This window comes from Nocardioides sp. Leaf307, assembly GCF_001423135.1.
Lineage (GTDB): Bacteria > Actinomycetota > Actinomycetes > Propionibacteriales > Nocardioidaceae > Nocardioides > Nocardioides kribbensis.
This window is the reverse complement of the sequence record NZ_LMNY01000002.1, coordinates 520,846-533,262: the sequence shown is the minus strand read 5'-3', so window position 1 is coordinate 533,262 and position 12,417 is coordinate 520,846. Positions and strand designations below refer to the sequence as shown.

General features: G+C 74.4%; 10 protein-coding genes. 6 read left to right on the top strand and 4 right to left on the bottom strand.

What is annotated here, in order from left to right; all coding sequences use genetic code 11:
* Window positions 1-3: 3 nt before the first annotated feature.
* The 5 genes from infB to ASF50_RS11715 are packed head-to-tail and all read left to right on the top strand — an operon-like array spanning window position 4 to window position 6,343.
* Complete coding sequence (infB, locus tag ASF50_RS11735) at window positions 4-2,895, top strand: translation initiation factor IF-2 (RefSeq protein ID WP_056904575.1); 2,892 nt, start codon at window positions 4-6, stop codon at window positions 2,893-2,895.
* A 49-nt stretch (window positions 2,896-2,944) separates the two neighbouring features.
* Entirely contained in the window at window positions 2,945-3,472 is a 528-nt protein-coding gene (gene rbfA, locus ASF50_RS11730; protein WP_056904574.1) for a 30S ribosome-binding factor RbfA, read from the top strand.
* Entirely contained in the window at window positions 3,469-4,386 is a 918-nt protein-coding gene (gene truB, locus ASF50_RS11725; protein WP_056862419.1) for a tRNA pseudouridine(55) synthase TruB, read from the top strand. The genes rbfA and truB overlap by 4 nt, the downstream gene beginning before the upstream one ends.
* 23 nt (window positions 4,387-4,409) lie before the next feature.
* Window positions 4,410-5,342: a bifunctional riboflavin kinase/FAD synthetase gene (locus tag ASF50_RS11720; protein ID WP_056904573.1), complete on the top strand. Its 933-nt coding sequence runs from the start codon at window positions 4,410-4,412 to the stop codon at window positions 5,340-5,342.
* Window positions 5,342-6,343: a hypothetical protein gene (locus tag ASF50_RS11715; protein ID WP_056904572.1), complete on the top strand. Its 1,002-nt coding sequence runs from the start codon at window positions 5,342-5,344 to the stop codon at window positions 6,341-6,343. Before ASF50_RS11720 ends, ASF50_RS11715 begins: the two co-directional genes overlap by 1 nt.
* 97 nt (window positions 6,344-6,440) lie before the next feature.
* Here the strand turns inward: ASF50_RS11715 and ASF50_RS11710 are convergent, their stop codons facing one another.
* From ASF50_RS11710 to ASF50_RS11695, 4 genes are read right to left on the bottom strand one after another with little or no spacing between them, the layout of a single operon-like run.
* A complete protein-coding gene (locus ASF50_RS11710; protein WP_056862421.1) occupies window positions 6,441-6,698 on the bottom strand; it encodes an HPr family phosphocarrier protein in 258 nt (85 codons plus the stop codon).
* A gap of 43 nt (window positions 6,699-6,741) precedes the next feature.
* Window positions 6,742-8,829, bottom strand: a complete 2,088-nt coding sequence (locus tag ASF50_RS11705) for a fructose-specific PTS transporter subunit EIIC (protein ID WP_056904571.1) — start codon at window positions 8,827-8,829, stop codon at window positions 6,742-6,744.
* Entirely contained in the window at window positions 8,822-9,790 is a 969-nt protein-coding gene (locus ASF50_RS11700) for a 1-phosphofructokinase family hexose kinase (RefSeq protein ID WP_056862423.1), read from the bottom strand. Before ASF50_RS11700 ends, ASF50_RS11705 begins: the two co-directional genes overlap by 8 nt.
* Window positions 9,787-10,554 carry a DeoR/GlpR family DNA-binding transcription regulator gene (locus ASF50_RS11695; protein ID WP_056862424.1) on the bottom strand — a complete coding sequence of 256 codons (768 nt, stop codon included), beginning with the start codon at window positions 10,552-10,554 and terminating at the stop codon, window positions 9,787-9,789. Before ASF50_RS11695 ends, ASF50_RS11700 begins: the two co-directional genes overlap by 4 nt.
* A 138-nt stretch (window positions 10,555-10,692) precedes the next feature.
* Between ASF50_RS11695 and ptsP the strand changes: the two genes are divergently transcribed.
* Window positions 10,693-12,375 (top strand): phosphoenolpyruvate--protein phosphotransferase, encoded by a 1,683-nt coding sequence (gene ptsP / locus ASF50_RS11690; protein ID WP_056862916.1) that lies wholly within the window; start codon window positions 10,693-10,695, stop codon window positions 12,373-12,375.
* The last annotated feature ends 42 nt before the right edge of the window (window positions 12,376-12,417 follow it).

Below are 12,417 nucleotides of genomic sequence, written 5' to 3'. Positions count from 1 at the left end.
ATTGTGGCCAAGACCCGCGTTCACGAGCTCGCCAAGGAGTTCGGTGTCGAGAGCAAGTTCGTTCTCGAGAAGTTCAAGGAGATGGGGGAGTTCGTCAAGTCGGCGAGCTCGACCGTCGAGCTCCCTGCGGAGATGCGTTTCCGCAAGGAGGTCGGACCCCAGCTGAAGAGCGACGGCCCCGCCGCCGCCCCCGCGCCCAGCGCCCCCGCCGCCAAGCCCGGCCCCGCCGCTGCGGCGAAGCCCGCCGCCCCGGCGCCCGCCGCTCCGGCCCAGCCGGCCGCGTCGACGCCCCCGGCCGCTGCGCCGGCCGCCGCCGCCCCGAGCGCGCCCGCCCCGTCGGGCCCGCGCCCGGGCCCCAAGCCGGCCCCGCGCAAGCAGGCGCCCGCGGCTCCGGAGGCTCCGGCCGCCCCCGCGGCGCCGGCTGCACCCGCGGCCAAGGCCACCCCCGCTGCGCCAGCTGCTCCCGCCGCGAAGGCGGCCCCCGCTCCGGGTGCCCCCAAGTCGCCGGCACCCCGGCCGGTCGGCCGCCCCGGTGCGCCGCGCCCGGGCAACAACCCCTTCTCGTCCAACCAGGGCATGGGCCGTCGGCCCTCCGCCCCGGCCCCGGGCGGCGACCGCGGTCCCGCCGCGCCCGCTCCCGGCAGTGCCGGTGGCGGCGCGAGTGCCGGTGACCAGCGTCCCCCGCGTCCGCCGGCCGGTCGCGACGGCGGTGCGCCGGGTCGCTCGGGCATGCCCCGTCCCAACCCCGCGATGATGCCCAAGTCCCCGGCCGCGTTCGGCCAGGGTCCGGGCGGTCGTCCCGGCGCTCCGGGTCGCCCGGGTGCCCCCGGTCGCGGCGGTGCTCCGGGTCGTCCCGGCGCCCCCGGTCGCGGTGGTCCCGGCGGCGGCGGTGCTCCGGGTCGTCCCGGCGGCTTCGGCCCCACCGGCGGCGGTCGTCCCGGCGGCGGTCGTCCCGGCCAGCGCGGTCAGACGCAGGGTGCCTTCGGTCGCCCCGGCGGCCCCTCGCGTCGTGGTCGCAAGTCGAAGCGGGCGCGTCGCCAGGAGTTCGAGGCGATGCAGGCGCCGACCATCGGCGGCGTGCGCGTCCGCAAGGGCGACGGCGAGACCGTCAAGCTGCCCCGAGGCGCCTCGCTGACCGACTTCGCCGAGCGCATCGGCGTCGACGTGTCCTCCCTCGTGCAGATGCTCTTCAGCCTCGGCGAGATGGTCACGGCCACCGAGTCGGTCAACGACGAGACCTTCGAGCTGCTCGGCGAGGAGCTCAACTACGTCGTCCAGGTCGTCTCCCCCGAGGACGAGGACCGCGAGCTGCTCGAGTCCTTCGACCTGGAGTTCGGCGAGGACGAGGGCGACGAGAGCGACCTGGTCATCCGGCCGCCGGTCGTGACCGTCATGGGTCACGTCGACCACGGAAAGACCAAGCTGCTCGACGCGCTGCGCAACGCCAACGTCGTGGCCAAGGAAGCCGGCGGCATCACGCAGCACATCGGTGCCTACCAGGTCGCGGCGGAGGTCGACGGCGACGAGCGTCGCATCACCTTCATCGACACCCCCGGTCACGAGGCGTTCACCGCCATGCGTGCCCGTGGTGCCCAGGCGACCGACATCGCGATCCTCGTGGTCGCGGCCGACGACGGCGTCATGCCGCAGACGGTCGAGGCGCTCAACCACGCCAAGGCCGCCGGTGTGCCGATCGTGGTCGCGGTCAACAAGATCGACAAGCCCGACGCCGACCCGACCAAGGTCCGCGGCCAGCTCACCGAGTACGGCCTCGTGCCCGAGGAGTACGGCGGCGACTCGATGTTCGTCGACGTCTCGGCCAAGTCCGAGCTCAACCTCGACAAGCTCCTCGAGGCCGTCGTCCTCACCGCCGACGCCTCGCTCGACCTGCGGGCCAACCCCACGCAGGACGCGCAGGGCCTCGTGGTCGAGGCGCACCTGGACCGCGGTCGCGGCCCGGTCGCCACGGTGCTGGTCCAGCGCGGCACGCTGCGCGTGGGCGACTCGATCGTCGCCGGCGCCGGCTACGGCCGCGTGCGGGCAATGCTCGACGAGCACGGCGAGAACATCACCGAGGCCGACCCGTCGCGCCCCGCGATGGTGCTGGGTCTGACCGCCGTCCCCGGCGCGGGTCAGAACTTCATCGTCGTCGAGGACGACCGGATGGCCCGCCAGATCGCCGAGAAGCGCGAGTCGCGTGAGCGGGCGGCCATGCAGGCCAAGCGCCGCGTGCGTCGCACCCTCGAGGACTTCATGGCCTCCATGGAGAAGGGCGAGAGCCAGGAGCTCAACCTCATCCTCAAGGGCGACGTGTCCGGCTCGGTCGAGGCGCTCGAGGACGCCCTGTCGCACATCGACGTGGGCGACGAGGTCAGCCTGCGGGTCATCGACCGCGGTGTCGGTGCGATCACCGAGACCAACGTCGACCTGGCCGCCGCCTCCGACGCCATCATCATCGGCTTCAACGTCCGGCCCCAGGGCAAGGCGACCGAGATGGCGGACAAGGAAGGCGTCGAGATCCGCTACTACTCGATCATCTACCAGGCGATCGAGGAGATCGAGGCGGCCCTCAAGGGCATGCTCAAGCCGGTCTACGAGGAGTCGGTGCTCGGCCAGGCGGAGATCCGCGAGATCTTCCGCTCGTCGAAGATCGGCAACATCGCGGGCTGCATGATCACCAGCGGTGTCGTGCGACGCAACGCCAAGGCGCGCGTGCTGCGCGACAACGCCGTGGTCGCCGACAACCTCGACCTGTCCTCCCTGCGCCGGGAGAAGGACGACGCCTCCGAGGTCCGCGAGGGCTTCGAGTGCGGTCTGGTGCTGCGCAACTTCCAGGACATCAAGATCGGCGATGTCGTGGAGTCCTTCGAGATGCGTGAGATCCCGCGCTCCTGATCGACCCTCCGAGCCRGCGCCCCAGCCGGGCGTGCGAGAGAGTGAGAACATGAGCAGCCCCCGAGTCCGCAAGATCGCCGACCGGATCCAGGTCATCGTCGCCGAGATGCTCGAGCGTCGCGTCAAGGACCCGCGCCTCGGCTTCGTCACCGTCACCGACGTGCGCGTCACCGGCGACACCCAGCAGGCCACGGTCTTCTACACCGTGCTCGGCGCCGACGGCGACGACGAGGCCGCCCGGGCCGGCACCGCCGCCGCGCTGGAGTCGGCCAAGGGCCTGATCCGCTCGGAGGTCGGCAAGCAGCTCGGCATGCGCCACGTGCCCACGCTGACCTTCGTCGCCGACGCGCTCCCCGACACCGCCCGGCAGCTCGACGAGGTCCTCGCGCGTGCCAGGGCCCAGGACGAGGCCGTGGCCGCTGCGCGCGGTGCGACGTACGCCGGCGGGGAGGATCCGTACAAGAAGCCCCGCGAGGCCGACGACGAGGCCGACGACGAGGCCGACGACGAGCCCGGGGCCGTCGCGGACGGACCCTCGGCGGCGGAGCCCGACACCGGGGGCGACGAGCTCCGGTGACCGACCTCGCCGGCCTGCTGGTCGTCGACAAGCCCGGCGGCATCACGTCGCACGACGTGGTGTCCCGGGCGCGCCGGGCGCTCGGCACGCGCAAGGTCGGCCACGCCGGCACGCTCGACCCGATGGCCACCGGCGTGCTCGTGCTGGGCGTCAACCGGGCGACCCGGCTGCTGGGCCACCTCATGCTCACCGAGAAGGCCTACGCCGCCACCGTGCGCCTCGGGGTCGCCACGACCACCGACGACGCCGAGGGCGAGGTCGTCGCGACCACGCCGGCCGGTCACCTCGACGAGGCGGCGGTGCGCGAGAGCCTCGCGGGCTTCGTGGGCGACATCGAGCAGGTGCCGACCGCGGTCTCGGCCATCAAGGTGGACGGCAAGCGCGCCTACCAGCGCGTGCGCGACGGCGAGGACGTGCAGCTCGCCGCCCGGCCGGTCACGGTCCACGAGCTCACGGTCCTCGACGTGCGCCGGGTGCCCGGCGGTGCGGTGACGGGGGACGGCGCCGGCGGGTCCCCGACCACGGACGTGGTCGACGTCGACGTCGCGCTGCGCTGCTCCAGCGGCACCTACGTGCGCGCCATCGCCCGCGACGCGGGTCGCGTGCTCGGCGTGGGCGGCCACCTCACCGCGCTGCGCCGCACGGCCGTCGGGCCCTACGACCTCACGGTCGCCACCACCCTGGAGCAGCTGGCCGAGCAGGGTCCCGGCGCACTGCTGCCGGTCGCCGCCGCCGCACGCGCGGCGTTCGCGTCCCTCGACCTCGACGCGCGTCAGGCCGGCGACGTGCGCATCGGGCGGCCGCTCGACCTGGCGCTCGACGGCCTCACCGCGCTCTTCGACCCGGCGGGGGAGTTCCTGGCCCTCTACGAGCCCCGCGACGACCGGGCCCGGGCGGTCGCCGTCTTCGTCTGAGGGCCCGGGTCTAGGGTTTGACCGTGCAGATCTGGCGCTCCCTCGACGACGTCCCCCCGGACCAGCCGCGCTCAGTCGTGGTGGTCGGCAACTTCGACGGCGTCCACCTCGGTCACCGTCGCGTGCTGGCGAGGGCGCGCTCGCTCGCCGGCGACCGCCCCGTCGTCGCGGTCACCTTCGACCCGCACCCGATGGCCGTGCTGCGTCCCGAGCACGCGCCGACGACGCTCACCACGATGGAGGCGCGCGCCGCGCTGCTCGACGAGGCCGGCGCCGACGCCGTGCTGGCCCTGCCCTTCGACCGCGCCGTGGCGGCCTGGACGCCGGAGGAGTTCGTGGTCAAGGTCCTCGTCGACGCGCTGCACGCCGCGAGCGTCGTGGTCGGGGCCAACTTCCGCTTCGGCCACAAGGCCGCCGGCGACGTGACCACGCTGGTCGAGGAGGGTCTGCGCCACGACTTCGCCGCCGAGGGCATCCCGCTCGACGGCGGCCCGATGGTGTGGTCGTCGACCTACGTCCGCACGTGCCTGGCCGCCGGCGACGTGGCCGGCGCAGCCGAGGCTCTCGGTCGGCCCTACGCCGTGCGCGGCCTCGTGGTGCAGGGCGACCAGCGCGGACGCGAGCTCGGCTACCCCACGGCCAACGTGCCGATCGACGCGAGCGTCGCGGCCCCGGCCGACGGCGTCTACGCCGGCTGGCTGCGCCGCGTCGGCGCGACGGGCGACCCGCTGCCCGCCGCGATCAGCGTCGGCACCAACCCGACCTTCGCCGGGGAGCGCGACCGGCGCGTGGAGAGCTACGTGCTCGACCACACCGACCTCGAGCTCTACGGCGTCGAGGTCGAGGTCTCCTTCGTCGAGCGCCTGCGCGGCATGACCGCCTTCGCCTCGGTCGAGGAGCTGCTGGTGCAGATGGCCGACGACGTCGCGCGGGCCCGCGACCTGCTCCGCGGCTGATGGGGGAGTCGTCGACCCCGACCGACCTCGCGGCCGCGGAGACGTGGTTCGCCCGCAACGGCCTGACCTACTTCGTGCCCTCCGAGCGGGCCGCGGCGCGCCAGGCCCTCAAGCCCGGGCGCACCGCACCGCTGCTGCTGGTCGTCGCGGTCGTGGCCGGCACCCTGGGCGGGCTGCTGGCCTGGTGGGTGGGTGAGCTCAGCGCGGCGCCGGCGCTGCTCGTCTCGCTCGGGCTGGCGGCCCTCGGCTGGTACGCCCTCACGGCGCTGCGGCTGCGCCCGATCCTCGCCTGGGCGCTGGGCCGGACGTTCGGCAGCCTGCGGCTGCTGCTGCCGATGGCCACCCGGGCGCTGCCGCTGCTGCTGCTCTTCATGACCTTCCTCTTCATCAACGCCGAGGTGTGGCAGCTCTCGGCCAGCCTCGCCCCCGGCGTGCTGTGGCTGCTGGTGCTGCTGCTCGGCGGCCTGGCCGTGGCCTTCCTGCTGGTGCGGCTGCCCGAGGAGGTCGACCGCGCCGACGACGCGGTCGACGACGCGTTCCTGCGACGCGCCTGCCGGGGCACACCGCTGGAGGCCGCCTGCGAGGAGCTGCTCGCCGACGCGACGGCCGATCCTGCGTCCCGCGCCGAGGTCACCGGCTTCGAGCGGTGGAACCTCGTGCTCGTCCTCCTGGTCATCCAGGCCGTGCAGGTGCTGCTGCTGGTGGCGATGGTCTTCGCCTTCTTCCTGCTCTTCGGCTCCCTGGCCATGGGGGAGCAGGTGCAGCTGGCCTGGACCGCCCGCGAGAGCATCACGAGCCTCACCTGGCTGCCGAGCGTCTCGGTGGAGCTGGTGAAGGTCGCGCTCTTCCTCGCCGCCTTCTCCGGTCTCTACTTCACGGTCTCGGCGGTCACCGACGAGACCTACCGCGAGCAGTTCTTCTCCGGCGTGACCCGCCACGTCGAGCGGGCGGTGGGGATGCGCGCGGTCTACCTCACGCTGCGCGCCCGCGCGGCGGACTGAGGGTCGACGGGCGGCGTCGCCGCGACGCCTCCGGACGCGCCGCGGCCCGGCACCCTGGAGGGTGCCGGGCCGCTGCGTCCGCGCGGGTGGGACGACGTCAGGCGTCGAGGTCCTTCTCGACGAGGGCCGCGATGGCCTCGACGTCGGCCTCGGAGTCACCGGAGACGGTGACCGAGTCGCCCTTGCCGGCGCCCAGGGTCATGATCAGCAGCGCGGAGCTGGCCTCGACCGGCTCCTCGCCCTCGACGGCGAGCATGACCTCGGAGTCGAGCTCACCGGCCGCCTCGGAGATGATCGCGGCGGGGCGGGCGTGCAGGCCGACGGCGGAGCCGACGGTGACGGTCTTGCTGGGCATGGTGCTCCTTCGGAGGGGGTGGGTGCGGGCGGGTGTGGCGGGGTCAGGCGATGGGGGCGACGACAGGCGTCTTGGCCGTGGACTTCAGGGCAATGACGGCGGCCGCGGCGACGAGCACCCCGGCGACCAGGGCGATGATGAAGCCCAGCACCCCGTCGACGGCGAAGAGCACGAAGATGCCGCCGTGCGGTGCCCGGAGCGTGACGTCGAAGGCCTGCGACAGGCCGCCGGTGACGGCGCTGCCGAGCATGATCGAGGGGATCACGCGCAGCGGGTCGGCCGCGGCGAACGGGATGGCGCCCTCGGTGATGAAGGAGGCGCCCAAGAGCCAGCCGGCCTTGCCGTTCTCCCGCTCGGGCTGGGTGAAGAGCTTCGGCCGCACGACGGTGGCCAGGGCCAGGGCGATCGGGGGCACCATGCCGGCGAGCATGACCGCGGCCATGATCTTGAGCTCGGGGGCGTCGGTCGAGGTGGCGGCGGCGGCCAGCCCGGTGGTCGCGAAGGCGTAGGCGGTCTTGTTGAGCGGGCCGCCCATGTCGAAGGCCATCATCAGACCGAGGATCGCGCCGAGCAGGATCGCCAGGCCGGGGCGGTCGCCCATGTAGGTCAGGCCGTCGCTGAGCGAGCCCATCAGGCTGGCAAGCGGGCGGGCGAGCACGACGACCATGATCAGGCCGGCGATGAGCGTGGCGCCCAGCGGGATGACCAGCACCGGCATCAGGCCGCGCGCCCAGGTCGGGATCTTCCACGAGGCGATCCAGTGCGCGACGACGCCGGCGAGAACACCGCCGATGATGCCGCCGATGAAGCCGGACTGCGTGGTCCCAGCGATCGCGCCCATCACGAATCCGGGGGCGATGCCGGGACGGTCGGCGATGGCGTAGGCGATGTAGCCCGCGAGGGCAGGGACGAGGAAGCCGAAGGCGGCTCCACCGAGGACGAAGAGGAGGGCTCCGATGTAGGCGAGGAAGGCGGACCCGAAGAGTGCGTGGTCGAGGCCCAGCGCGTCGACGTCGGGCAGGTTGAAGAGGGTGTTGTCGGTGGCGATCTCGGGGTGGTTCACGATCTCGTAGCCGCCGAAGAGGAACGACAGGGCGATCAGCAGACCGCCGGCGGCCACGAACGGGATCATGTAGGACACGCCGGTCATGAGGATTCGGCGGATGCGGCCGCCCCAAGTCTCCTGGCCTGCGGTGTCGGTGTCTCCCGCGTCGGAGCCGGAGCCCTCGACGCGCGGAGCGGCCGGGTCGTCGGCGTTGCGCAGCGCCTCGGCGATCATGGCGTCGGCGGCGTCGATCGGCCGCTTGACGCCCGAGGAGACCAGCGGCTTGCCGGCGAAGCGGGCCCGGTCGCGCACCCCCACGTCGACGGCGAAGATGACGGCCTCGGCCTGGCGGATCACGTCGGCGCCCAGCGGCGTCGAGCCGGCCGAGCCCTGGGTCTCGACGGCGAGGTCGACCCCGGCCCGCTCGGCGGCGGCCTCGAGGGCCTCCGCGGCCATGTAGGTGTGGGCGATGCCGGTGGGGCACGCCGTGACCGCGACCAGGCGGCGTCGGGTGGCGGTGGCGGCGGCCGGGGCGGCCGGGGCGGCGGCGGGCGCGGTGGCGGCAGCACCGCCGGCGGACGCCGACGCGCTCGCGGCGGCCGGGGCCGCGGCGGCGGCCGGCTTGGCCGCGGGGGCTGTGCCGAGCACGTCGGCGACGATCTCCACGACCTCCTCGCGCGTCTCGGCGGCGCGCAGCGCGTCGGTGAAGGCCGGCTTCACCAGGGCGCGGGCCAGCTTGGTCAGCAGCTGCAGGTGGGTGGCGTCACCGCCCGCGGGAGCGCTGATGAGGAAGGCGAGGTCGGCCGGCCCGTCCTTGGCGCCGAAGTCGACCGGCGGCGAGAGCCGGGCGAAGGCGAGCGTCGGCTCCTCCACGCCGGCGGTGCGGCAGTGGGGGATGGCGATGCCGCCGGGCAGGCCGGTGGGCGACGTGCCCTCGCGGGCGATCGCGTCGTCGGCGAGCTGCGCGACGTCGGTGGCGCGGCCGGCCTCACCGACCGTCGCCGCCAGCGCACGGATCACGTCGTGCTTCTCCGAGCCGAGGTCCGCGTCGAGGCGGACCAGGTCGGCAGTGATGAGGTCAGACACGTTCACCCTCCTGGGTGTCGAGCAGGTCGCGGACCGCGACCAGGTCCGGGCGGACCTGGGCGGGCAGCGGGATGGTGGTGCCGGGGAGTCCGGCGGCCGCGCTGCCGTAGGCGACGGCGAGCGCGAGTCGTTGGGCGGGCGAGTGCTTGCGCAGGTCGCCCAGCAGGTAGCCGAAGAGGCTGGAGTCGCCCGCACCGACCGTGGAGACCACGGTGGTGGGCGGGGGAGTGGCGTGCCACGCGCCGTCGGCGGTCACGAGCACGGCGCCGTTGCCGCCGAGGGTGGCGAGCACCGTGGAGACACCGCGGTCGACCAGCAGCCGGGCGGCGCGGGCCGCGGCGTGCGGGTCGCGCTCGAGCTCCTCGGCGTCGCCGCCGGTGAAGGAGGCCAGCTCGTCGCCGTTGGGCTTCATCAGGTACGGCGCCGCCCCGGGCAGGGCGTCGACGAGGGCGCGCAGCGGGGCGTCGCTGGTGTCGACCGCCACCCGGGCGGGGGTGTCGCGCAGCGCGGTGACGACCTCGGCGTACCAGGAGCTGGGCGCGCCGGGGGGCAGCGATCCGGCCAGGACGATCCAGTCGGCGCTGCCCGCCCGGCGGCGCAGCGAGTCGACCAGCGCCCGCAGCACCTCGGGGGTCACGTCGGGCCCGGGGCTGTTCAGCTTGGTCGTCGTGCCGTCGGGCTCGGTGATCGTGATGTTGACCCGCGGGCTGCCCGTGCCGTCGACGGGGCGGCAGTCGATCCCGGCGGCCAGCAGCTCGAGCACGAAGGGGTCGTCGGAGGGCGCGGGCAGCACCGCGATCGACGGCACTCCTGCGGCCACGGAGGCGCGCGAGATGTTCACGCCCTTGCCCCCGGCCTGCGAGAGCACCGAGGCCGCGCGCTGCACGGCGCCGCGCTCGAGCGGGGCGTCGAGCGTGACCGTCCGGTCGTGGCTGGGGTTGGGCGTCAGGGTGACGATCATGCGATGACGACCTCCACGTCGTGGTCCTTGAGCTCGACGGCGTGCTCGGGGTCGATGGCGTCGTCGGTGACGAGCAGGTCGACGTCCTCCAGCGACGCGAACCGCACGAGGGCCTCCTGCCCCACCTTGGCGGCGTCGGCGAGCACGACGACCTGGCGTGCGGCGGCGACCATGGCCCGCTTGGTGGCGGCCTCGTCGTGGTCGGGGGTGCTGAGGCCGTGGCCCACGGTGATGCCGTTGGTGCCGACGAAGGCGACGTCGGCGCGCACCAGCTCGAGGGCGGCCACCGTGTCGGCGCCGACGGCGGCCTGCGTCGTCGTGCGCACGCGTCCGGGCAGCAGGTGGAGCTCGATGTGGGGCACGGTCGCGAGGCGGGCCGCGATCGGCACCGAGTGGGTGAGCACGATCAGCTGGTGGTCGCGGGGCAGCAGGCTGGCGAGGCGGGCGGTGGTGGTGCCGGCGTCGAAGAGCACGACCGAGCCGGGCGCGGGCAGCAGGTCGAGCGCGGCCTGGGCGATGCGGTCCTTCTGCGCGACGTTGGCCTGGTCGCGCTCGAGCAGGCCGGACTCGATGGCGGCGAGGGTGTGGGCCGGGATCGCCCCGCCGTGGACACGCCGCACGAGGCCCATCCGCTCGAGGGCCGACAGGTCGCGGCGCACGGTCTCCGTGGTGACCTCGAAGGTCTCGGCGAGCGCGGTCACCGACAGTCGGCCGCGGTCGGCGACGAGCTGGGCCATGGCCTGCTGGCGTTCCTCTGCGTACATTGCCCTCGTCCCCCCTCTCGGTTGCCGGCTCCTGCCGGTCTGGTCGGTCACCGGCTCGGCCGGTGCGGTTCTGCGTTCATGTTGTTTTATCCCCGTTTCTGTTTGACTGTCAAGTGATTCCGGGGATAAGTTGTGGCCATGGTCACCCAGACGTCCACCGACCAGCTCCTCGGCACCCCGGTGGTGCCCGGGCTGGCGACCGGGCCCGCGCTCGTGGTCCGCTCCGAGATCAGCCCCGCCGCGATCGAGGCCTTCGACGGCGCCTCCCTCGACGAGGAGGCCGCCCTGCGGGCCTACGACGACGCCGCGGGCGCGGTCGCGGCCGGCTTCGAGCGCCGCGCGGGCAGCGCCCACGGCGCGGCCGCGGAGGTGCTCACCGCCAGCGCGGGCCTGGCCCGTGACAAGGGCCTGCGCATCGCCGTGCGCAAGCACCTGCGCTCCGGTGAGGACCTGCTGAGCGCCCTCGCCGCCGGCGTCGAGCAGTTCGTGGGCGTCTTCACGCAGATGGGCGGGCTGATGGCCGAGCGGGTCACCGACCTGCGCGACATCGAGCGCCGGGTGCTGGCGCACCTCGTAGGCGAGCCTGAGCCGGGCGTGCCCACACCGCAGGAGCCCTCGGTGCTGGTGGCCGAGGACCTCGCGCCCTCCGACACCGCGGGGCTCGACCCCACGGTGGTCGTCGCGCTGGTGACCGAGCGCGGCGGGCCCACGAGCCACACCGCGATCATCGCGCGCCAGCTCGGCATCCCCTGCGTGGTCGGCACGGCGGGCGCCATGGGCCTGCGCTCGGGCACCCGCCTGCTCGTCGACGGGTCCACCGGCGTCGTCGAGCTCGACCCCGACGAGGCCGACACGGCCCGCCGGGTCGCGGCCGACCGCGAGGTCCGCGCGGCGGTCGAGGGCTGGACCGGCCCGGGGCGCACCACCGACGGCACGAGCGTGAAGATCCTGGCCAACGTCGCCGACGGCGAGAGCGCCGCGGGGGCGGCCACCGGCCCCGTCGAGGGCGTCGGGCTCTTCCGCACCGAGCTGTGCTTCCTCAACCGCACCGAGGAGCCCTCGGTCGAGGAGCAGGCCGACATCTACTCCGACGTCCTGTCGCCCTTCTCCGGTGAGCGCTACGTCGTCGTGCGCACCCTCGACGCCGGCTCCGACAAGCCGGTCGCCTTCGCCACCCACGACGGGGAGGAGAACCCCGCCCTGGGCGTGCGCGGGCTGCGGCTCTCCTTCGACAACCCCGGCCTCCTGGAGCGTCAGCTCGACGGCATCGCCGCTGCCGCGGAGCGCACCGGCACCGAGACCTGGGTGATGGCGCCCATGGTCGCCACGGTCGCCGAGGCGGCCGGGTTCGCGGAGGCGGTGCGCTCCCGCGGGCTCAAGGCCGGTGTCATGGTCGAGGTGCCCTCCGCCGCCCTGCTCGCCCACCGGATGCTCGAGGTGGTCGACTTCCTCTCGATCGGCACCAACGACCTCACGCAGTACGCCATGGCGGCCGACCGCATGGCCACCGACCTGGCGCACCTCACCGACCCGTGGCAGCCCGCGGTGCTGCAGCTGATCGCCATCACCGCCCACGCGGGCCAGGAGGCCGGCAAGCCCGTGGGCGTGTGCGGCGAGGCCGCGGCCGACCCGCTGCTGGCCTGCGCGCTGGTCGGCATGGGGGTCACCTCGCTGTCGATGGCCTCGGCCGCCGTGCGGTCGGTCGGCGCCCGCCTCGGCACCGTGTCGATGGCCACGTGCGAGGAGGCCGCGGAGGCCGCGCTGTCGGCGCCCGACCCGCAGGCCGCGCGGGCCGCGGTGCTCGCGCTGCTGGAGGGCTGAGCGGGTCCGGGCCGGGGGAGCCCGGCCCGGACCGGCTCCCCA

Bases quoted from the DNA above. Each gene is read 5' to 3' on its own strand.
- rbfA (WP_056904574.1), top strand. From the start codon at position 2,945: ATGAGCAGCCCCCGAGTCCGCAAGATCGCCGACCGGATCCAGGTCATC.
- ASF50_RS11715 (WP_056904572.1), top strand. From the start codon at position 5,342: ATGGGGGAGTCGTCGACCCCGACCGACCTCGCGGCCGCGGAGACGTGG.
- ASF50_RS11710 (WP_056862421.1), bottom strand. From the start codon at position 6,698: ATGCCCAGCAAGACCGTCACCGTCGGCTCCGCCGTCGGCCTGCACGCC.
- ASF50_RS11700 (WP_056862423.1), bottom strand. From the start codon at position 9,790: ATGATCGTCACCCTGACGCCCAACCCCAGCCACGACCGGACGGTCACG.
- ASF50_RS11695 (WP_056862424.1), bottom strand. From the start codon at position 10,554: ATGTACGCAGAGGAACGCCAGCAGGCCATGGCCCAGCTCGTCGCCGAC.
- ptsP (WP_056862916.1), top strand. From the start codon at position 10,693: ATGGTCACCCAGACGTCCACCGACCAGCTCCTCGGCACCCCGGTGGTG.